Raw genomic sequence first — 19,341 nt, 5'->3', positions numbered from 1 at the left:
TTTTTGGCGCCTCACACCTCAGGAAAGGCGGGGTGCGTTTTTTTTTTTGTGGATCTTGGGCGGCTCCCAACGGCTGGGCTTTGGTGGCACCCCCCCCCCCCCCCCCCCCCCCCCCGCCGAGGCGAAGGCCTCCTGGACCGCGTCTTCGGCGATGTCGATGTTGCCGAAGACGCGGACCAGCACGGACACCGCGCGGCCGTACTCCTCGGCGAAGACCCGGCCGATGTCGTCGGTGGTCAGGGGACGCACGAAGGGTCTTCCACGCCCTGGAACGGCCTGACCTCGACCGGCAGGCAGGTGATCTCGGCGACCCGGCGGCCCCAGTCGAGCGCGGCGTCCAGATCGGGTACTTCGACGATGGTGAAACCGCCGAGGTGCTCCTTCCCCTCGATGTACGGGCCGTCCGTCATCGCGATTTCGCCGTTCTCCTTGGCCCGGAGCACGGTCGCCGTGGTCGAGGGGTGCAGTCCGGCGGCGAACACCCAGACCCCCGCGGTCTTCATCTCGTCGTTGAGCGCCCGGATCTTGCGCATCACCGGTTCGAGCACCTCCGGCGGCGGGATGGGGCCGTCGGGGTGGTACAGGCTTATCAGGTACTGGGTCATGGCGTCCTCCTCAATCGTGCGGTGGTCACTCCCTATACGAAGGGCGTCCCGCCGATTCGACAGTGGCGGCGATTTTTCCGCGTTTTTTCTTTCCGCGCACATCGGCGCAGGTCAAACTAGCTTGTAGTGCTATCTAGGTAGTACTGCTACATTGCTCGACGTGGATCAGGACCGGCGAGGCCAGTGGTTGCGGGGAGTGCTGGCGCCCTGCGTGCTGGCGCTGGTCGCCGAACGGGAGTCCTACGGCTACGAGCTGGCCCAAGCGCTCGACGCGGCCGGGCTGGGGCCCATCCAGGGCGGCACGCTCTATCCGGTACTGCTGCGGCTGCAACGGTTCGGCCTGGTCACCGCGAACTGGCGGGACGGCACGGCCGGGCCCGCGCGCAAGTACTACCGGATCACCGCCGAAGGCCGGGAAACACTGCGGCACGCCACCGCCGACTGGCAGGAGTTCTCCGCCGGGGTGGCCTCGATCTTGCGGGAGGGAAGATGAACCACGACGGATGGCTTTCCGCGCTGACGCACGAACTGCGTCGTCGCGGCGTCGGCGGGGACGCGGCGCGGCAGGTGGTCGCGGAGGCGGCGGTGCACCTGCGGGAAAGCGGCGGAGACCCGATGCGGGTCTTCGGGCCGCCCGCCGCGTATGCCTCGGCCGTGGCCGAAAGCGTGGGACGGCCGAGGCGCCGTCCCGGCGAGGTGCTGCTGGAGGCTCGCGGCATCACGAAGAAATACGGCCGCCGGACGGTGCTGGACGACGTCGGCCTCGTGGTGCGGTCCGGGGAGATCGCCGCGGTGATCGGGGCGAACGGCTGTGGCAAGAGCACCTTCCTGAGCATCTGCGCCGGGCTCACCGGCGCGGACAAGGGCGAGGTCCGCGTGCGTGGTTCGCTCGGCTACTGCCCGCAGGACGGTGGCACGGCGGACTTCCTCGACGCGGGGGAGCATTTCGTCCTGATCGGCGCCGGCCGCGGGATGGCCCGCGAGGAGTCGGCCCGGATCGGGGCGGCCCGTGCCGCGGCGCTGGACTGGACGCCCGGGCGGGGCGGTCAGGCCCGGCATCTTTCCGGCGGGACCCGGCAGAAGCTGAACCTCGTGCTCGCCGGGCTCGGCGAACCGGACGTGCTCCTGCTCGACGAGCCCTACCAGGGGTTCGACAAGGGCGCCTACCTCGACTTCTGGCATCAGGTCTGGCAATGGCGGGAGGCGGGCAAGGCGATCGTGGTGGTCACCCATCTGCTGAACCGGTTGGACCGGGTCGACACCGTGCTCGAACTCTCCCCGGCCAGGAAGGCGGTCGCGTGAAGAAGATCCTGACGGTCGCGGAGATGGCGCTGCGCGAACTGCTGCGGCGCCGGTCGGTGCTGCTGATCCTGGCGCTGCTGCCCTTGGTGTTCTACTTGAGCAGGCGCGGTGATCATCTCGGCCAGTCCATCCGGTTCGTCTGCCTCGGCCTCGGCTGGGCGCTGAGCACCGCCGCGCTGTTCGCCGGCAGCGCGAGCCGCGCCATGGAGCCCCGGCTGAGGCTTTCGGGTTACCGCCCCCACCACCTTTACCTCGGCCGCTTGAGTGCACTGTGGACGGTCGGTTTCCTTTTGTCCGCGCCGTATTTCGTGCTGATCCTCGTCGACCAGCACGACGTCCGGTACGGCTCGGTCGCGTTGATCATGGTGCTGACAGTCGCCGTGTCGGCGCCGTTCGGGCTGGCGCTCAGCGCGGTGCTGCCGCGTGAACTCGAAGGGACGCTGGTCCTGCTGGCGGTCGTCGGCCTGCAGATGATGGCCGACCCGTCGAGCCTGATCGCGCGGTTGCTGCCGTTCTGGTCCAGCCGGGAGATCGGCACCTACGCCATCGACCACACGGACATCGGCTATCTGACCAGGGGGACCGCGCACGGGCTGATCTCGATGGCGGTGCTGCTCGCGGCGGTCGCCGTCGCGTCGGGAATCCGGCTGCGGCACCGCTCGCACCTCGAATTCGTCTGACTGGTACTGCCGGACCCAGGCTGAACAGACCGTGCCATCTCCGGGCGGCGCCCGGTTTCCTGGACTCACAACGCGAGAACGAGTCCACTCAGGAGACACAGAGATGACGAACTCCCCGGCACGGCACGCGAACAGGGTCGCCGTGGTCACCGGCGCGTCCAGCGGAATCGGCGAGGCGACCGCCCGGCGGCTCGCCGCCTCCGGGGCGGCGGTCGGGTTGATCGCCCGGCGGACGGACCGGCTGGAAACGCTGGCCAAGGAGATCGAGCGCGGCGGCGGTACCGCGCTCGTGCTCGCGGCCGACGTCGCCGACGCCGAGGCGATGCGGGCGGCCGCGGCCGAGGTCGAGGCGAAACTGGGCCGCGCGGACCTGCTGTTCAACAACGCGGGCGTGATGCTGGCCGCGCCGATCGACGAACTCGCGACCGGGGATTGGCGGCGCATGATCGACGTCAACATGACGGGCCTGATGAACGTGATCGGCGCGTTCGTCCCGCATCTGGTCGCTTCGGCGGCCGAAAAGGGTGTCGCGGACCTGGTGAACACCTCGTCCATCGGCGCGCAGGCCGTCTTCCCGTCCTTCGCCGTGTACGCCGCTTCGAAGGCGTACGTGACGCACTTGTCGAAGAACCTCCGTGCCGACCTCGGTCCGAAGAGCGTGCGGGTCGCGGCGATCGAACCGGGCTTGGTCGAGACCGAGCTTCAAGGACATGTCACCGACACAGGCGCGCTGGAGTGGCTGGACGGCGTGCGCGAGACGCTGACCTGGCTGAAGCCGGACGACATCGCCGAAACCGTGGCGTTCCTGACCTCGCTCCCGGCACGGGTGAACCTCCAGCAGGTCACCGTGATGCCCACCGCGCAGGTCTGAACCGGGTTCAGGGGAACAGGAGCCGGGCGATCGCGCGGGCGGCGGTGTCCGGGTCCTCCAGGTGTTCGGCGCGGAGCGCGCCGGTGAGCCACAGGTTCGCGAAACCGTGCATCAGCGACCACGCGGCGACCCCCGCCATCTCGTCGTCGCTGACCGACGACGCGCCGCTGGTCAGCAGAAGCCCCGCGCGGTCACGCGCGGCGGTCAGGGTCGCGTCGTCCTCGCGGTGGAGTTCGGGGCGGAACATCACCTCGAAATGCGCGCGATGCTCGATCGCGAAGCGCACGTAAGCCACCCCGACCTCGACGAAATCCCGCTCGCCCTCGGCCGCGAGCGCGTCGGCGAGCAGGTCGAATCCCTCGGCGGCCAATGCGGTGAGCACCCCGGCCTTGTCGCCGAAATGGTGGACCGGCCCGGCGTGGGAGACCCCCGCGCGCCGGGCGAGGTCGCGGAGGCTGATCCCGGCAGGGCCGTGTTCGGTGATGGCCGCGACGGCGGCGTCGAGGACGGCCCGGCGGAGGTCGCCGTGGTGGTAGGGACTCATGCCCGTGAATCTAGTCATTGACAAGATGGCTCGCAATCGCGCATCTTGTCAGTGGAAAGTTTCGCTGCTCGAAGGGCCTGCTCATGGATCCCGGTCTCGTACCCGTTCTGATGCTGATCGCCGTCACGGCGACGTTGTCCCTGCTGGGCGCCGTCGGCGTCCGGCGGCTGAAGCCCTGGCCGGTGGCCGTACGCGGTGGCGTCGCGGCCCTGTTCGTCACCACCGGCCTCGTGCATTTCATCGGCATGCGCGAGGAACTCGTCGCGATGGTCCCGCCCGCGTTGCCCGCGCCCGGGCTGCTGGTCACCGTGACCGGCGTACTCGAACTCGCGGGTGCCGCGGGGGTGCTGTGGTCGCGGACGGCGCCGTGGGCCGCCGCCGGGCTGACTCTCCTGCTGCTGGGGATGTTCCCGGCGAACGTGTACAAGGCGCTGCACGGGCCGGTGACGTCGGTGATGGACGAACTGGTGCCGCGCGGCCTGACGCAGGTGGTCTTCCTGGCCGCGACGGTGTCACTGGTGGTGTATTACGCGCGTACGCCGAACAGCCCCTTTGCCCAAAGGAGACCTTAAGCCTTTCCCAAATCCGGGTGCCGCCGCCGGAAATGGGCCCTACCATCCGGGAATGAAGATCTCATTGTGGATCGGATTCTGCGGGCTGTGCGTCCTCGCCGGGCACCTGCTTCTCGGTGCGGTCGGTGTCGTACTGCTGATGAGCTGTCTCCCGGCGGGACGCGATCACGAATCCGGTGTCAGAAAAGAGAAAACGCCTGTGCGGCTGGCCTGAGGAGAAATCCTCAGCCCAGGGTGCTCGCGAAAGCGAGCGCGCCCAACGCCGGAATCGCCACCGCCGTGAGCACCATCGTCCTGCGGCTCGGTCGGGGACTTTCCAGTAAGGCGCGGATACCGGCCGGAACCAACGCGACACAAAGTCCCGCGGTTCCGATGATCGAAACGAATTCGGTTCCCTTCAACACGCCCAAAGGCAGAAATCCCATCGTCGCCAGGCCTATCGAGGCGATGACGCCGAGCACCTTCGCGCGGTACGCGGCGAAGGCGAGGACGTACCAGCCGAACATGATCGTGAACGACAGGAAACTGAACAGATGCAGGTCCTGGTACGACTCGCTGACCACGCTCTCGGCGAAGCCGGCACCGCGTCGTTCGGCCAGTCTCAGCGCGGCCTGGTCGATCCCGGCGTGGAAGGTCCGTTCGAAGAGTCCGATGAGGACGGACAAGCCGGCCCAGGCGGCCAGTGCCGGCCTGGTGCGGCCGATCTCCGTGGCGAGCGCGATGATCGCGGGGAACAGCAGCACGTTGCCCGCCAAGAAACACGTGTACGCGGCCGTGATCAGCGCGGGATGCTCGCTCATCGCCCTGAGCTGGTCCGGGAAGAAGAAGTCGAAGGGTGACCGCAACAGCGTTCCGGTGAGCAGCAGGACCGGGCCGAGGACCATCGAGACCGCGGCCACGCGGCGGCCGGGGAAGGTGGGGTTCATACCGCTCAGCCTGCTGGGAAGCGGCGGTTTCCGGATCGGACCGTGGGCTGGACTCCGATATCGGACCACGGGTTGAGCCGGTCCGATGGTTTCCTCGCCGCGGCGACGCCGCCGGGCTATGTGCCTTGGGCCGCTCCGGCCGGCAGGAGGTCGTGGCCGTTCCAGGTGAACCGGGCCGTGGTCACCGCGTCATCGCCGTCACCGCCGGTGATGAGCTGGTGGATGCCCACGCCGCCGAGTTCGGCGTAGGTGCACCATTCGTGGTCCGAGGTCAGCATCAGGTCGAGGTCGAGCGCGGACAGCAGGCCGAACACCTGCCCCCGGTTGGTGGTGTCGACACCGACGAACACCTCGTCGAGGAGGATCACCCTCGGCGCTTCGGGCGCGGCCTGGTAATGCGCGGCGACGGCGGCGAACAACGGCAGATGCAGCGCGATCGCCTTCTCCCCACCGGAAAGCGCGCCGTGCAGCTTCTTGGTCAGCAGCTGCCAGCCCGCCCCGTTCGCGCGGTCCACCTTGACCACGAACCGGTGCCAGGACGTGTAGTCGAAGACCTGCGCCAGCTGCTGCTCCCAGCTGGTCGCCGTGTCGTCCGCCTTCGCCTGTTCGACGCGCTCGCGGAAGAACTTGTGCAGTGACACGCGGTCCTCGGCGGTCAGCCGGTCCGGATCCTTCAGCAGCAGATCCCGGGCGGTCTTGGTGCCCGGCGGCAGATCGGGGGAGACCTGCCAGACCAGCCGGACGGCGACCCTGGACGCGGTCCGCACGCGTTCCAGGCGCGCGTTCATGCCGTCGACGAGGTCGTTGGCCTGCCGGATACGGGCCGCGAGATGACGGCGGGTGTCGCCGGTCAGTGTCTTGTCGAACAGGTCGCTTTCGCGGTCGGTGATCTCGTGCCTGCTCTGTTCCGCTTCGGCGTAAAGGATCTTCAGCAGTTCGGCCGCGCCGACGCGCAGCCCGTCGACGACGGCGGTGAAGATCTGGACGTCCTCGTCGGTCTCCAGATCGAGTTCCGCCCGCGAGCTGAGCGTGTTCCGGCAGGTGTGCACGGCCTCGGAGAGCCGGTGCAGCGCCTCGCCGAGATTGCTCGGCGCGTGCGGCACGGACGGCCACGCCGCGGCGACCAGCCGGGCCGTGTCGAGCGCCGACCGCACGCTGTCGGAGGCGGACAGGGTGGCCTGGAACTTCGGCAGGTCCTCGATCCCGCCGTCCGCGGGGAAGACACCGGTGGCAAGTTTCCGGAACCGGTGCGCGGCGGCCTCCTGCTTCTTGGCGGCGTCCTCGCGGGCGGCGGCGTCGGTCGTGCGCCGGACGCCGAGCGCGCCGAGCCGGACCGCGAGTTCCTTGGCTTCGGAGTTCGCGGTGCGGAGTTCCACGGCGAGCTCGCGCAGTTTCGTGCGCAGGCCGTCGATTTCGGCGAGCACCTCACGCTGGCCGGTGCCGACACTGCCCTCGATCGCGTCGAGCATCGCGGTGAGCTTGGTGCGTTCGGCCGCGGCTTCGGAAGCCTCGTCCTCGCGCCGGGCCGCGTTCGCCTCCGACCGGTCCGCCTGTTCGGCGCACAGCTCGGCCCGCTGCTTCGCGGTGATCAGGTTTCCGTGCTCGTACAGCCAGTTCTCGCCTTGGTCGGAGTAGGTGCGCAAGGCCGTGGCGAGCGCGGCCAGCGGCGCGCGTTCGGTCGGCAGCCCGTTTTCCGAAGCCTGGGCGGTCAGCTCGTGCAGGGCGGTCCTGGCCTCGATCTCCAACGCGGAGACGGTCGCCTCCCCGTGCCGGACGGCCGCGTCGGCGGCGGTCAGCTCCGCCTCGGCCGCGGTCGATTCCCCTGTCGCGGCAAGGAGATCCTCGTGGCCGGGGCGGGCGGCCCGTTCGATCTTGATCAGCTCGCGCCTGCCACGCAACGCGGCCAATTCGCCTTCCGATTCGGCGATCGTCTTCTCACAGCGGGAAATCTCGTCCCGAAGCCCGGCGATCCGGCGCTCCCTGGCGCGAAGGCGGGCGGCGGCACCGATGTAGGCCGGGGCGTCCTTCGTCCAGCTGCCCGACAGGCCGCCCATCCGCCAGGCGCCGTCCGCGCCGACCGCGGCGGGACCGGCGGGAAGCTCGTCGTCGAAGGCGATCACTTCGAGGATCCGGCGAATCTTCGCCGGGGAGAGTTCCGCGTCGGGTTCCGGCACGAGGACGTCGGCGAGCGAACGACCGGAGGCCACCACCGGCAGCGTCCCGGTCTCCGCGAGGACGTCGTGTCCTTCGACGACACCGTGGGAATTCACCCAGGCGTCCAGCAGCCCGGCGCCTTCGAGCGCGGCCTCGATCCCCGCGTGCGTGCTTTCCGGGACCGAGCCGGCGAAATCGACCAGCCGCCACAGCGGAGCGCCGCTCATCTCCGTCCGGTCCGCCGTGCGGGTGCGCGGCGCCTCGGGCGCGAGGACGTCCTCTGTTTCGAGCACACCGGCCTCGACGAGGAGTTCGTCGTGCTCGGCGCGTGCCGCGGCCAGCGCGGCACCGGTCGCCGCTTCCCGCCGGACGATGTCCTCCAGCACCGTCTCGGCGACCACGCTGATCCTGCCCAGCAACGAGACTTCCGCCTCGGCGTCCCGGACGAGCGCTTCCACGTCGGGGAACCGCAGCTCACGGCAGCCGATCGCCCATTCGGCGAGCCGGGTGCGCAGATCGCTCAGCGCGAGCTCTCGCGTCGCCGTCGTGAGATCCAGTCTTTCCCTCGCGGCCGAGAAATCCGACCGCGCCCGGTCGAGATCCGCCTCCGCTTGGTGACGGCGGCCGACGGCGCGATCGCGGGTGTCCAGTGCCCTGCCGACGCTCTCGACCTGATCGCGTTTGCCGCGGACGGCGGCCTGCAGCAACGGACGGAGCCGGGCCGGTTCCGATGCGCCCAGTCCGGCGACGAGTTCGTCGTGTACCCCGGCCAGATTCGCGCGGATCGCGGCGGCGCGGACCTCGGTCTCCATCGAACGGACGAGATCGGCCTGCCGTTTCGCGACCTGTTTCGCCGCCCGCGACCGCTCCTCGTCGGCGTCCGCCTCGGCACGGAGCCGATCCGCGTCCGCACGCAGCGTTTCCGCCTTTTCCCGCGTGGACAGGCTTCGCTGCCGCAGCTTGTCGAGTTCCTGGCCTTTTCGGTACGAGTCGGATTCGGTCAGCCCGGCGAGGCGGGCTTCGGTCTCTTCGACGTCCTTTTCGAGCTTCGCCGCACGCTCCTCGGCGGCTTCCTTGCTCGCGGCGACCTCGTCGTACTCCTCCGTCGAACGACGGGCGGCCGCGGCGAGTTCGTCGAGTGCGGTGGTCGCGGCGATGAGGTTCGCGGCGCCCGCGCGCAGCACACGCCGCGCGTAGGTCTTCTGCCTCGCGGCGAGCGCGCGGGTCGCGTCGACCTCGGTCTCCAGCGAGCCCAGCCGTTCGCGCTGCGCGTCGAGCCGTTCGAAACCCTCGGCGAGCTCCGCGATCTCCTGCTGCCCCAACGGCGGAAGCGCGCGGGAGAGCAGATTGGACAGCAAGCTCGGGTCGAGCCGCTGCGAAAGCTTGGGCATCCGCAACTGGAGCAGCGCGGTGATCAGCGCGTCGTATCGTTGTTCGCTCAAGGTGGGGAACAGTTTCGCGCGGATCTCCGCGCGGTATTCGGCCGCGCCGGCGTGCACCGTCCCGTCCTCGCCGAGGGCCTCCGCCAGCGCGTTCTTGGTCAGCGGCTGGCCCGCCTCGTTGACCAGCCCCACGCCGTCGCCCACCCGCAGGCCGGTGGTGAAGAAGTCGGCGTGCACCGTACTGGTGTGCGTACTCGCCTGAAGCCGTGCGCCGCAGGTGAACCACTTGTCCCCGGCCATGCCGAATTCGAGCCACACGTACCCGACGCGCGTGGCGCCGGAAGCGCCTTCACCCATCAGGTTCCAGTGCATGCTGCGTTCACTGGTGCCGAAGGTCGACAGCCGGTTGGCGCGCAGGCTCGCGTCGAACAGGAAGGGCAGCAGCAGCTCCAGCGCCTTCGACTTCCCGCTCCCGTTGGGGCCGCGCAGCAGCAGCCGCCCGTCGTGGAACTCGAAGATCTCGTCGTAGTAGCGCCAGATGTTGAGGATGCCCGCACGGGACGGGATCCACCTCGTCACGGTCACGGCGCCTCCTCGTTTCGGTCGGTGTACCTCGCGGCGGCCGGAAGTGGCCGGACGAGTTCGCCTTCGGTGCGGATCAGGCCGAAGCCGGTCAGCACCGCGAGCGCGTCGACGGTCAGCCGTCGCACGCCGTCCTTGCCCCGGTAGGTCTTGGCCCAGCGCGGAAAGCGTTTCAGCAGCTTCGCGGTGGCGTTGCGCAGGTAGTCGGTCGTCCGCGGCTCGTCGAGTACGTCGAGCAGCAGGAGCGCGGCGACCTTGGCGTTGCTGCCGTCGTCCGGGAACCGCTCGTCGGTGGCCAGCCCGTCGACGTCGACGAGCAGCACCCCCTCCGCGCGTTCTTCGAGGACGAAACCACCCTGCTCCGCGGCACGCCGCAACAACTGGCGGCCGGTCGGCGACCCGAGGTACGCGCGCTCCTCCGCGGTCAGTTCGGCGAAGTACAGCACCGGGTCGTCCATGAGACGGCGGAAGACCGTATGCCGCAGCCACAGGTTCCGCTGGACGTCCGACGCGCTCGGCGTGTCCTCGTGGCGGCCCGACGAGAGACCGTAGCGCTGCTCGTACGACACCGCCTCCAGCAGCTCCTCGAACCGCAGCGCGACGTCGTCGGCGGGCACGGCCAGCCGCGACGGCCCGACCGGCGCGGCGAGCATCCGCAGCAACAGGGTCGCGTCGACCCGGAACAGCACCTTCGCGGCGACATCGTCCACAAAGGACTCCGGGTCGCCGTCGGCGGTTTCGAGGACGCCGAAGGATTCCAGCAGTTCGAGGACGTCCACGAACGCGAGACGTTCCGCCCTGGTGGCGACGTCGAAGGTGGTGACGAGGTCGTCGGCGGCACTCGCTTTCGCGACCCGGCCGGCGAGCAGGCCGATCGTGGTCACCGGCACCGTGAGCAGCTCGGCCGCCGCCACGCACAGCAGGACGTAGCGACGGCGGTCGAACGCCGCGCGCCCGGAACGCACCCGTCGCGCCGGGCGGGTGGGATCGGCGGCCGCGCGGATCTTGACCAGCCGGGCGTAGCCGAGCCGGGGTTCGACGGTGAGCGTCCAGCCGCAGTAGTAGTCGAACCACTGCCGGATGGGTTCGCGGCGGCGCCGGATGAGGTCGAAGGTCTCGGGGGAGCCGCGTTCGCCGATCAGCGGAGTGGCCAGCAGTGCCCGGATCCCGCGCGCGACCTCTTCGCGTTCCGCGATGACCAGTTGGTTCGTGAGACTCACGCACCGCCTCCGGCCGTACTGATCTCGATCTCGTAATCGGGGCCGCGGAAGACGCCGCGCGTGGTGGTCAGGCGCGCGACGGCGCCGTTGCGCGACGGCCTCAGGACGATCTCGATCCGGCCGTCGGACGTCGTGCTCCGCCGGGTGCCGTCCGTGCCGGGGCTGCCGCCCAGCGCCTGGCCCAGCAGGTCCAGCAGCCGCTCGAAAACGGTGTGGTCGAGCTTCTCGAACGCCGAAAGCCGCACGACCCCGCCGGTGTCGAGCATGCTCCACGCCGCCTCGAGTTCGGCGCGTTCCGCGATCGCCTTCAGGACTCGTGCCGCCCGGATCTCGGTGACGTCGCGAACCCGCCCGGTCCGGGTGAACCGCTCGGTGCGGCCCGCCGACCGGAGCAACTCCGACACCTCGACCGGCGGCGCGTCGAGCCACGACGCCGTCGTACTGACCACTTCCGGATCCGCGTGGGCGAGGTGCGCGTGCCGCGCGGAACTGAGCCCGAACATCGTGGACCACAGGCGATGCAGGTCCTCCTGGGCCGGGACGACGGTGAACCACCGCGCCAGCTCACGGAAATCGGCGACCGCGCTGCTCGCGCGCCGCCGCGATTCGGTGATCCGGTCCAGGACCTGGAGCAGGGTGATGATCGCCCGCCGCGCGACCTTGTGGAGGTCCTCGACCCGCGGCGTCGTCCCGTCTTCGGGCAGGAACCACGCGCGAAGCCCGTCCCAGCGGGCTTTGCGGAGCTCCAGCCAGCGCTGATCCGGGTTCGGCAGTGCGGCGCCGTTGAGCGCGCGCCGGTGCACCCGCTCGACGCCGTGGTCGTCGATCTCCTTGATGCGGGTGGCGATGGTGTGGGTGTGATGCTCGAGGTCGTTCAGGAACTCCTGCAGATACGCGACCGTGGCTGCCTTGACCTCGTGGAACGTCGCGAGGTCGGCTTCGGCGTGCAGCAAGCGCTGGAGGTCGCCGTTGAAGCGCTTCGTGTTGTCGCGGAACGCCTCGAGGTGACTCTCGACTTCGGCGAGCGTGCTGAACACGCGCCTGTCGGTGCCGTCCTCCACCTGCCGGACGAGCGCGCCGAGCCGCTCACCCAGCGCTTCGAGCGTCGCGGTCTGAAGGGCGCCGGTCGCGTCGAGCACCTCGTTCGCGCGGACCACACCCGCGTACGCCGCTTCGCCCTGCCGAGTGAGCGAGTACTGGAGATTGCGGCGCTCGTACTCGGACGCCGTCCGGTAGTCGCCCGCGTGGTTCTGGACGACGTCGAGGTGGCCTTGGCTCCGCAGCTGGTCCAGCGCCTTGACCAGGTCTTCGTCGTCGAGCGTCTCCAGCCAGCCGACCTCTCGCAGCCGCGTACGGACGTCGTCGATGCCGAGCGCCGTCACGAGCCGCTCGTTCGCCTCACCGAAGGCGTGCAGGATCGCCAGGGGAAGCCCGGACCTGCTGCCGTCGGTGAAACGGAACAGCTCGGGCGGAACACGGATCGGATCCATGCGTCCTCCGGCGGATGGTGCGTGGAGCTACACGTTAGGGGGTCACCCAGACGAGTCCGAACGGACCGTCTTTTTCACGCAGAGTGCTCAGGTCGTGAACAGCTCCAGGTGCACGGTGGTCCCTTGGACGGTGACCTTCCGGACCACACGGCGGCCATCGACCATCCGCTCGTCCGCCGTGACGCCGGGCGGGAACTGGGACGCCTCGAGCAACTTGGGCACGTCCTCCGCCGGAAGGGTGAGGACGACTTGATACCTGGAGTCGATGCCGCGGTCGTACTTCGTCTCCAGCACCTTCCCGCTCGCGGGCATCGAGATCCCGCCGAACCGGAAGGCGTCCTCCGGTTTCGGGGTATCAGGTGTCGTCGCGCAACCGGCCAGGAGGAGGGCGAGGACTGCCAGCAGGGTCTTCACCTAGCGTGAGACGCACGGCGGACGTAAGCGTTCCGTCACACTCGGACGGGGATGACAGGCGCGGTCCGGCACGTTGTACTGGAGGTCAACGACCAGAGGAGATCAATCGTGACGGAAAAGGCTGTTCTCGCGGGCGGCTGCTTCTGGGGCATGCAGGACCTGTTCCGCAGGCACCCCGGGGTCGTCTCCACCAGGGTCGGCTACACCGGCGGCGACGTGCCGAACGCGACCTACCGCAACCACGGCTCACACGCCGAAGGCATCGAGATCGTCTTCGACCCGGCGCGGCTTTCGTACCGCCAGATCCTGGAGTTCTTCTTCCAGATCCACGACCCGACCACCCGCGACCGGCAGGGCAACGACATCGGCGCCAGCTACCGGTCGGCGATCTACTACACCGACGACGCCCAGAAGCAGATCGCCGAACAGACCATCGCCGACGTCGACGCCTCCGGCAAATGGCCCGGCAAGGTCGTCACCGAGGTGACCCAGGCCGGCGATTTCTGGGAGGCCGAGCCGGAGCACCAGGACTACCTGGAGCGCATCCCGAACGGCTACACCTGCCACTACGTGCGGCCGGAATGGCAACTGGGCGAGCGCTGATCGTGTCCCGGCCTGCTCGAGTCCGCCTCAGGGCAGGTCGGGATCCGGATGCTCGACAGCGAACCGGTCAGCGGTGTCGTGGTCGACAAGGGCATGCTCGGCAAGCCACTCCACCGCGCGACGGTTCGCGCGGCTGTCGCTGAAGGCGTGCCAGGCGGGAACAAGGTGCGGGTACTCGTCGTGTAACTCGTTCTTGAAACGGCGGAAGGGGCCCTTGCCGCGGAGGGCCCTCGCCAGGCGTTCGCCGGCTCGTTCGTCGCTGATGCCTGCCGCGAAGTCCGCCATGTCCTGGTACCAGACAGAGGACGGCACGGGGTCGATCGCGATCTGGTCCACGTCGTCGAGGTCGATCGGATTCTCGCCGTCTATCCCGCCATCCCGGGTCCAAAGGCCGATCTCGCCTGTCCGTGGGTCGACCAGGTGAATGTGCTCGTAGTCGGTCTGGTCCTGCAGGGCCATCGCGATGTCACCGAGGTCGAACTTCTCCAGGCCGAGCATGCCTATGCCCTTGCGGCGAGACGCTGGTTGGCTTCGTCGAGGTCAAAGCGCGCGGCGTCGAACTGGCCAGGGTCATCGAGGCCGAGCCAGCCGACTATGTCCTGGTGTTCCTCGTGGCCGGGATCGCCGAGGATTTGGATCAACCTCGCGTAACCGCCGGTACCGCCGACGTCCTCCGGCGGGCAAGCCCCTTGGCCCGCGATACACCGCGGATAACGCCCGTCGGACGTGGCGACCGTGGCTTCCTCGACGAGAATCTCGTGGTCCCAGCTGTCGCCGAAGTCGTAGTTGTACTCGAGGCGGTCACCTGGTTTCACCAAGTCTTCCAGCCGCACTTTCCGTTCGTCGTGGTACTGCAGCTCAGGTTCGGCCCCGCCGTAGTAGGTCTTCCCATCGAGGAAGTAGTGCAGGTGGTAGTTCTCCCAGCCCATCGCGGCCTGGATGACGATGTGCATCCGGTCGAGCGGGATGGTCGCCGGAATCAGCACCCGGCGCCACACCGGAAGGCCTTCGATCTCCAGCAAAGTGATCTTCACCTGGTAGACCGGATCACCGGCCTCCGGCTCGCCCAAGATCCGCCGCATGCCGAACCGGCCGAGTTCGGTCAGCTCGGCCGATTCGCCCCGGAGGGTCACCGCTCCCAAGCGTTGCAGCACATCGAGCGTCTGCTTGGTGTCACGGTCATTCGTGCGCCGCAACATCTCAAACTGCAGTTCGGTGAGATCGTCCAGGATGTAAGGCGCGTTGACGACATCCCAGACGATCGCGCGCAACCTCCCGATGTCGACGCCACCGTCGGTGTTGTACAACGCCGCCAACGCGGCGCGGCTGCCGTGTGCGAACTCCGGGCGCAGTAGTGACTCGCCGAATCCCGAGTGCAGGAACGCCTCGCCCAGCTTGTCGAACCCGGTGAACAGCGCGAGCCACAGCTTGTGCGGGTCCCCGAGGAGCGCCTGGTTCTTCTTCACCCGCACCAGTCGTTGGCCCGTCTTGCGGACCAGCCCCGCCACCTTGGCGCACTCCACGACGAGCGCCAGGTCGAGCAGCTCCTCGCTCGACCTGGTTTTGTACACGCGGTCGCCGATGGCCCGGTCGAGCACGTCGCCGGTGCCCAGCAACGGGACCAGTGTCCTGGCATCAGCCAAGGTAAGCCGCCCGGTCTGGGTGAGTTTGCGCCCCGTGCCCACCCATTCGGTGAACGCGCGCGCCTGCTCGACCAGTTCGGCCTTCACCGCGAGATCCATGCCACCCCTTTCAGGCTTTCCCGGAGTCTAGGTTCGCGAATGACCGTTGGCTCGCAACCGCGCGGCGTTGTCGAGAAGGTCGGCAACGGTTCGTCGTGGTGGATCGGTGATGGTCGTGGTGTGCTCGTCGCGGAATCGGCGAAGCAGTTCCCTCCGCACGGCCATGCCGTCCTCTTGAACGACCCGCTGCAGAAGCTCGTTCTTGTCGGCGAGTGGCAGATTCGTCAGCCAGGCCGCGACCTGGCCGAGGTCATCCGCGAGTGGTGGGCTTGTCCGGGCCGCGCTCGCGAGCAGTTCGTCGTCGAGGCGGAGGAAATCGGCAAGTGCTCGTTGCGGTGCGGTGAGCGTCGAGAGACCGGGTGGCACGGGCGGCTCGAGGTTGGCATCGTCGTGGGGTTCGAAGGCGCATTCGTCACGCTCCCAGCCGCCATAGCCCGCCAACCAGGCGAGATAGAGAGGCCGGAGGTCACCCGCCGCGAGTTCGGCGCGGACTCCGACGGTAGCTGCCAGCCTCGCTTCGGCCGCGTAGTCGAATTCGTCGGGGTCGTCCTCGCTCGTCAGGGAGAGCACGAGGAACTCGTCCGCCGTCCAGGCTGACAAATAGTGGCCGACGCAGTAATCCCTGACCGCGTCGAGGTCCAGGAGGTGACGGGGCAGGCGGAACATGAGCCTGCGCGTTCCCCAGTTGGCCACATACACGTGCGCGTCGTAGTAACGCTCCATCAGCCGGTTCGGGTCGCCGCTGAAGTCGCCCCAGTGGTACTCGTTGACGAAGCTGGTGGCGGAGATCCTCGCGCGGGTGGAGAGGGAACGCACGGCGGCCTGCTGACGTTCGTCCAGCGGCTGGTCGATCGCGAGGAATTCGTAGTACTGGTACTCGCTCATCGCGTGCCTCGAGCCAGGTACAGGTCGCCAAGCCCAGCTTTGATCCGCTCCGCCGTCATACCGTTTCGCCGCTGGTCGACGTACTGCGCCGCGGCGAGCGGCGCCAAGATCGCATCTGCCCGGAAGTGCGCGTCGGCGTCCGGCTCGATCTCGCTGATCAACGCGACCAGGTGACTGTGGTGCAGCCGGTACGCGCCGGTCACGAACCGCGCCATCGGCGTCGCCGTCTCCGCGACCATCAGCAGTTCGCCGTGGGTCTCGAGCCTGTCGACGTACGCGTCCATGAACGCCTTGAGCCTCTGGGCTGCCGGCACTCCCGGCCCGAGCGGTGGCGGCCCGCTGATGAACGCCTCCTGGAACTCGCGCTCGTTCTCGTCGAGCAACGCTTGCGCCAACGCGCCCTTGTCCGGGAACCGCCGATACACGGTCCCGATCCCGACGCCCGCCTCTGCCGCGACCTCGTCCAACGCGAGCCCGTCGATCCCTTTGGCCGCGACAAGCCTGGCCGCCGCCTGGATGATCTTCTGCCGGTTGCGAGCCGCGTCCGCCCGCTCTGGAGCCCCGGCTCCTGCGATGGGAAGCACCCTATGAGCCTAACCGGTGGACAAGTGGAACTTTCTCCAGTTAACTAAGTGGAGAAAGTTCCACTTAAGGAGACTCGGATGTCCGTCGAACACCTCACGAGCGATCACGCTTCGACCTGGTTCCAACGCCTCGACCAGCAGATCTTCTTGGCCGACGTCCTCTCGAAAGACAGCGGCGCGGCGATGTCCGTCGGCTTCGCCCGCTACGGGAAGGGTGAGAAGAACCCGTGGAAGATGACCTACGACGAGGCGCTCGTCATCACTTCCGGCACCTTCACCGTCGAGGGTCCCTCGGGCTCGGTGACGGCTCGGGCGGGTGAGGTGATCTACCTGCGGGCGGGTACCGAGCTCGTCTACGTGGCCGATGAGGACACGGAACTGGTCTACGTCACGTATCCGCATTGGCTGGCCGCCACGGAGTCGTCAGCAGAGGCGCATCGGCTCAACGATTTCCACGAGGCCGGGTAGAAGGGGCTACCCGGTCATCTCTTCGAGGAATCCCTGGGTTTCGGGGTCTTCCGAGAAGATGGCCGTCCCCCTCATCCCGCGAGTGAGCAGGACCTTGTAAGTGTTCTTGACCAGCGCGCTGAAATGCAGCTCGTCCGCCTTCTTGACCTCGGAGTCCTTGGAGTTCGCGCGAACCGCGCACCACATGCCGTCGCGACGGACCAGATCCTTGCCGAAGATCACGCCCGACCAGTCGTATTCGAAGCCCTGAGCGGTGTAGATGCAGCCGACCTGGCCGAATCCGCGTTCATCCGTCGCCCAGTAACTGGATCCGGGAACGTCGGGCACGGACTTCTCACCCTTCGCGTTCCAAGGCCGTTTCCACGCGCCGAGTTGGACGTCGTCCACGAGACGGAGACCGTCCGAAGTCTTGACGGGATCGCTCCACGGCCAGCAGAAACCGGCCGCCAGCCGGGCGACCCCGCCGTGCTGGGACCGTTGCCGCAGCACCCATGATTCGAGGGCCTCGGGTGACGCGGCGGTGGTCAAGGTTATGCCTTCGTCGAGAGGCCCCGCGAGCTTGCTCCAGGGAATGGGTGGCTCGGCGGAACCGAGCCCCAGCAGCCTGGCGACCCAGGTGTCGTAGGAAACCGAGCCACCGCACCGCAACTGGTCGTGCAGGCGGACGATCTCGACTTCACAGCCGAGAGCGCGGGCGGCCGTGGTGATCTCCTTGAGGGAGCCCATCTCCCCCGGCCGCACGACCTGGTGTTCGTCGAGGAGGAACACGGGCACGGTCGCCACGTTGATGAGCTCGTTGACTTGGCGATCGGCGCGTTCGCGCTTCTCCTTCTTCGTGAACCTGTCGACGCCCTTCTCCCGGATGCGATGTGCTTCGTCGCAGATCAGGACGTCCAGCTCGCGAGGCTCACAGCCCACGTAGGCGTTGAAGTACTTGAACAATCCCTGGACCCGCGTGTTGCCGCGACCCGCGTACTTGCGCATGGTCGAGGTGAACGACTTCGAGCCGGTCGCGTGGTGAACGGCTCGACCACGGCGGGCCAGTTCACCGAGAAGACTCAACGCGATGACGCTCTTGCCCGATCCCGGCCCGCCTTCGACGACGACGACCGTACGCGTCTGCGCCGCCCGAGAGCGCTCGACAGCCTGCAGTACGAGTTCGTAGGCGACCTTCTGTTCGTCCAGGAGGACGAACTGCTCGCGGTCCTTGATCTCGGCCGCGGCCAGATCGAGCAACGGCTTGGTGGGACGGTGCGCGAAACCGCTTAGTTCATCTCCGATCGCGATATTGGACTGCCTGGTGGCCGCGGCGTCGAGCACGGAGTTGAGATGCTCGCCCATCGCCGCCTTGTCGTCCATGGTGAACAGCCGGCTGGTGGGGCGAGGGTTGTCCTGGAGGAGACCGGACACGTCCGTCCGCCGTGCGTTGTGCAGGTACGCCACCGCGTGCACGGCCTGCGGCCGCTCCACCAGCGCTGGGGTGTGGTCCACGAAGTACTGGCGATATCCGTGCACCTGTTCGGCAGGATGGAGGTGTTTCCCCGGGAGGCCGGGAATGTTGATCACCTCGGACAGGTAAGACTCGGCCTTGGACCACTGCTTGACCTCGAGGAAGACGAACGAACTCTGCCCGTCGCGAGGGTGGACGCCGCAAAGCACGATGTCGATGCGCTGCTTGCTGTGCGGTAGTTGATGTTCGAGGAGGACTTCGACGTCGCCGAGACCCGCGTCCACGAGATCCGTCAACACGATGGGCAGGCTCCGTTGCCAGGAGGTCACCTCACTGGTCCCGATCCTGCCGCCGAAGGCGAATCCGGCCTGTTCCTTCAACCGGCTGTGCAGGTGTCCCGCACGGGCTTCGATCAACAGATCGGCCGCACGGCCGCGTGCAAGAGCCACTCGTCCCTCCCCTGGGCGTGGGTCGCTCCACTGCTCCCCAGCTGGCGATCATAACCCGCTAGAGTGATCCTTGCCTTCACGCAATAGCGCGAACGGCCAAGAGACGGGAACGGCCCTGGGGAGGGTGGCTTGCCGGTCATCAAGACCGCGTACGACCTGCGCGAAGAACTTCAGCACGAACGTATTCTCATCGAGTTGGCGAAGCACGTGGGCGTTACCTACACGGCGTCCGAAGAGCGTGGTGAAATCGGTTCTTGGAAGCGCAGTCTTCCGGTACTTGCCAACACGTTGTGCTCCGCCGGGCCGGGTCATGAGCTCCTGACGCGAGTGGGTGATAAGTAGTATGTGGCCCGGAGATGTGTAAACGTAGACTGAGGCCACAAACTGACCTTGCAATGCCCTGGGTGCGGGCGGCAAA

At 68.1% G+C, this 19,341-nt stretch carries 21 protein-coding genes and 1 pseudogene; 9 read left to right on the top strand and 13 right to left on the bottom strand.

Translation table 11 applies throughout. The features are described from left to right. Positions 1 to 66: 66 nt before the first annotated feature. A pseudogene (locus ACZ6DT_RS22215) lies at positions 67 to 249 on the bottom strand (RNA polymerase sigma factor); the annotation flags it as partial. Then, positions 237 to 605: a YciI family protein gene (locus tag ACZ6DT_RS22210; RefSeq protein WP_465598298.1), complete on the bottom strand. Its 369-nt coding sequence runs from the start codon at positions 603 to 605 to the stop codon at positions 237 to 239. The pseudogene ACZ6DT_RS22215 and the gene ACZ6DT_RS22210, both read right to left, overlap by 13 nt. A 160-nt stretch (positions 606 to 765) precedes the next feature. Here ACZ6DT_RS22210 and ACZ6DT_RS22205 point away from each other — a divergent pair, with 160 nt between their 5' ends. The 4 genes from ACZ6DT_RS22205 (at position 766) to ACZ6DT_RS22190 (ending at position 3,458) form a co-directional block, all read left to right on the top strand. Beyond that, positions 766 to 1,098, top strand: a complete 333-nt coding sequence (locus ACZ6DT_RS22205; protein ID WP_465598295.1) for a PadR family transcriptional regulator — start codon at positions 766 to 768, stop codon at positions 1,096 to 1,098. Beyond that, a complete protein-coding gene (locus tag ACZ6DT_RS22200; RefSeq protein ID WP_465598292.1) occupies positions 1,095 to 1,907 on the top strand; it encodes an ATP-binding cassette domain-containing protein in 813 nt (270 codons plus the stop codon). Before ACZ6DT_RS22205 ends, ACZ6DT_RS22200 begins: the two co-directional genes overlap by 4 nt. Continuing rightward, the gene (locus ACZ6DT_RS22195) at positions 1,904 to 2,587 is read left to right on the top strand and encodes a hypothetical protein (RefSeq protein WP_465598289.1); all 684 of its coding nucleotides are present in this window, start codon (positions 1,904 to 1,906) and stop codon (positions 2,585 to 2,587) included. The genes ACZ6DT_RS22200 and ACZ6DT_RS22195 overlap by 4 nt, the downstream gene beginning before the upstream one ends. A 103-nt stretch (positions 2,588 to 2,690) precedes the next feature. Further along, entirely contained in the window at positions 2,691 to 3,458 is a 768-nt protein-coding gene (locus ACZ6DT_RS22190) for an SDR family oxidoreductase (protein ID WP_465598286.1), read from the top strand. A gap of 7 nt (positions 3,459 to 3,465) precedes the next feature. On the opposite strand, the gene ACZ6DT_RS22185 is transcribed toward ACZ6DT_RS22190, so the two are convergent. Continuing rightward, positions 3,466 to 4,002: a TetR/AcrR family transcriptional regulator gene (locus tag ACZ6DT_RS22185; protein WP_465598283.1), complete on the bottom strand. Its 537-nt coding sequence runs from the start codon at positions 4,000 to 4,002 to the stop codon at positions 3,466 to 3,468. A gap of 83 nt (positions 4,003 to 4,085) precedes the next feature. Between ACZ6DT_RS22185 and ACZ6DT_RS22180 the strand changes: the two genes are divergently transcribed. Both ACZ6DT_RS22180 and ACZ6DT_RS22175 read left to right on the top strand, forming a co-directional pair. Continuing rightward, a complete protein-coding gene (locus tag ACZ6DT_RS22180) occupies positions 4,086 to 4,574 on the top strand; it encodes a DoxX family protein (protein WP_465598280.1) in 489 nt (162 codons plus the stop codon). A 52-nt stretch (positions 4,575 to 4,626) separates the two neighbouring features. Then, positions 4,627 to 4,788 carry a hypothetical protein gene (locus tag ACZ6DT_RS22175; protein WP_465598277.1) on the top strand — a complete coding sequence of 54 codons (162 nt, stop codon included), beginning with the start codon at positions 4,627 to 4,629 and terminating at the stop codon, positions 4,786 to 4,788. Positions 4,789 to 4,798: 10 nt separating this feature from the next. On the opposite strand, the gene ACZ6DT_RS22170 is transcribed toward ACZ6DT_RS22175, so the two are convergent. The 5 genes from ACZ6DT_RS22170 to ACZ6DT_RS22150 form a co-directional block, all read right to left on the bottom strand. Next, positions 4,799 to 5,500, bottom strand: a complete 702-nt coding sequence (locus ACZ6DT_RS22170) for a hypothetical protein (RefSeq protein WP_465598274.1) — start codon at positions 5,498 to 5,500, stop codon at positions 4,799 to 4,801. Positions 5,501 to 5,616: 116 nt separating this feature from the next. Then, the gene (locus tag ACZ6DT_RS22165; RefSeq protein ID WP_465598271.1) at positions 5,617 to 9,621 is read right to left on the bottom strand and encodes a TIGR02680 family protein; all 4,005 of its coding nucleotides are present in this window, start codon (positions 9,619 to 9,621) and stop codon (positions 5,617 to 5,619) included. Further along, positions 9,618 to 10,838, bottom strand: coding sequence for a TIGR02678 family protein (locus ACZ6DT_RS22160; protein ID WP_465598268.1), 1,221 nt, complete (start codon positions 10,836 to 10,838; stop codon positions 9,618 to 9,620). The genes ACZ6DT_RS22165 and ACZ6DT_RS22160 overlap by 4 nt, the downstream gene beginning before the upstream one ends. Beyond that, a complete protein-coding gene (locus ACZ6DT_RS22155; protein WP_465598265.1) occupies positions 10,835 to 12,328 on the bottom strand; it encodes a TIGR02677 family protein in 1,494 nt (497 codons plus the stop codon). Before ACZ6DT_RS22155 ends, ACZ6DT_RS22160 begins: the two co-directional genes overlap by 4 nt. 87 nt (positions 12,329 to 12,415) lie before the next feature. Next, positions 12,416 to 12,742 (bottom strand): hypothetical protein, encoded by a 327-nt coding sequence (locus ACZ6DT_RS22150; protein ID WP_465598263.1) that lies wholly within the window; start codon positions 12,740 to 12,742, stop codon positions 12,416 to 12,418. 108 nt (positions 12,743 to 12,850) lie between these two features. On the opposite strand from ACZ6DT_RS22150, the gene msrA reads away from it, so the two are divergent. After that, positions 12,851 to 13,345 (top strand): peptide-methionine (S)-S-oxide reductase MsrA, encoded by a 495-nt coding sequence (gene msrA, locus ACZ6DT_RS22145; RefSeq protein WP_465598260.1) that lies wholly within the window; start codon positions 12,851 to 12,853, stop codon positions 13,343 to 13,345. Positions 13,346 to 13,372: 27 nt separating this feature from the next. On the opposite strand, the gene ACZ6DT_RS22140 is transcribed toward msrA, so the two are convergent. The 4 genes from ACZ6DT_RS22140 to ACZ6DT_RS22125 are packed head-to-tail and all read right to left on the bottom strand — an operon-like array spanning position 13,373 to position 16,556. Further along, positions 13,373 to 13,843: a UPF0158 family protein gene (locus tag ACZ6DT_RS22140; RefSeq protein ID WP_465598257.1), complete on the bottom strand. Its 471-nt coding sequence runs from the start codon at positions 13,841 to 13,843 to the stop codon at positions 13,373 to 13,375. A gap of 2 nt (positions 13,844 to 13,845) precedes the next feature. Then, the gene (locus tag ACZ6DT_RS22135; protein ID WP_465598253.1) at positions 13,846 to 15,087 is read right to left on the bottom strand and encodes a plasmid pRiA4b ORF-3 family protein; all 1,242 of its coding nucleotides are present in this window, start codon (positions 15,085 to 15,087) and stop codon (positions 13,846 to 13,848) included. Positions 15,088 to 15,114: 27 nt separating this feature from the next. Then, the gene (locus ACZ6DT_RS22130) at positions 15,115 to 15,972 is read right to left on the bottom strand and encodes a hypothetical protein (RefSeq protein WP_465598250.1); all 858 of its coding nucleotides are present in this window, start codon (positions 15,970 to 15,972) and stop codon (positions 15,115 to 15,117) included. Further along, entirely contained in the window at positions 15,969 to 16,556 is a 588-nt protein-coding gene (locus ACZ6DT_RS22125; RefSeq protein WP_465598247.1) for a TetR/AcrR family transcriptional regulator, read from the bottom strand. Before ACZ6DT_RS22125 ends, ACZ6DT_RS22130 begins: the two co-directional genes overlap by 4 nt. Positions 16,557 to 16,634: 78 nt before the next feature. On the opposite strand from ACZ6DT_RS22125, the gene ACZ6DT_RS22120 reads away from it, so the two are divergent. Then, positions 16,635 to 17,024, top strand: coding sequence for a cupin (locus ACZ6DT_RS22120; protein WP_465598244.1), 390 nt, complete (start codon positions 16,635 to 16,637; stop codon positions 17,022 to 17,024). Positions 17,025 to 17,030: 6 nt separating this feature from the next. Here the strand turns inward: ACZ6DT_RS22120 and ACZ6DT_RS22115 are convergent, their stop codons facing one another. Continuing rightward, entirely contained in the window at positions 17,031 to 18,923 is a 1,893-nt protein-coding gene (locus ACZ6DT_RS22115; protein WP_465598242.1) for a DNA/RNA helicase domain-containing protein, read from the bottom strand. A gap of 129 nt (positions 18,924 to 19,052) precedes the next feature. On the opposite strand from ACZ6DT_RS22115, the gene ACZ6DT_RS22110 reads away from it, so the two are divergent. Further along, complete coding sequence (locus tag ACZ6DT_RS22110; RefSeq protein WP_465598239.1) at positions 19,053 to 19,265, top strand: hypothetical protein; 213 nt, start codon at positions 19,053 to 19,055, stop codon at positions 19,263 to 19,265. Positions 19,266 to 19,341: the final 76 nt, after the last annotated feature.

This window comes from Amycolatopsis sp. NPDC041971 (genome assembly GCF_055588925.1).
Note: the sequence above shows the minus strand (reverse complement) of the source record. Positions and strands in the feature narration are given on the sequence as shown.

Coding starts and splice junctions, on each gene's coding strand:
- ACZ6DT_RS22135 (WP_465598253.1), bottom strand. CDS start 15,087: ATGGATCTCGCGGTGAAGGCCGAACTGGTCGAGCAGGCGCGCGCGTTC.
- ACZ6DT_RS22170 (WP_465598274.1), bottom strand. CDS start 5,500: ATGAACCCCACCTTCCCCGGCCGCCGCGTGGCCGCGGTCTCGATGGTC.
- ACZ6DT_RS22180 (WP_465598280.1), top strand. CDS start 4,086: ATGGATCCCGGTCTCGTACCCGTTCTGATGCTGATCGCCGTCACGGCG.
- ACZ6DT_RS22140 (WP_465598257.1), bottom strand. CDS start 13,843: ATGCTCGGCCTGGAGAAGTTCGACCTCGGTGACATCGCGATGGCCCTG.
- ACZ6DT_RS22200 (WP_465598292.1), top strand. CDS start 1,095: ATGAACCACGACGGATGGCTTTCCGCGCTGACGCACGAACTGCGTCGT.
- ACZ6DT_RS22120 (WP_465598244.1), top strand. CDS start 16,635: ATGTCCGTCGAACACCTCACGAGCGATCACGCTTCGACCTGGTTCCAA.
- ACZ6DT_RS22185 (WP_465598283.1), bottom strand. CDS start 4,002: ATGAGTCCCTACCACCACGGCGACCTCCGCCGGGCCGTCCTCGACGCC.
- ACZ6DT_RS22210 (WP_465598298.1), bottom strand. CDS start 605: ATGACCCAGTACCTGATAAGCCTGTACCACCCCGACGGCCCCATCCCG.
- ACZ6DT_RS22130 (WP_465598250.1), bottom strand. CDS start 15,972: ATGAGCGAGTACCAGTACTACGAATTCCTCGCGATCGACCAGCCGCTG.
- ACZ6DT_RS22155 (WP_465598265.1), bottom strand. CDS start 12,328: ATGGATCCGATCCGTGTTCCGCCCGAGCTGTTCCGTTTCACCGACGGC.
- ACZ6DT_RS22175 (WP_465598277.1), top strand. CDS start 4,627: ATGAAGATCTCATTGTGGATCGGATTCTGCGGGCTGTGCGTCCTCGCC.
- ACZ6DT_RS22190 (WP_465598286.1), top strand. CDS start 2,691: ATGACGAACTCCCCGGCACGGCACGCGAACAGGGTCGCCGTGGTCACC.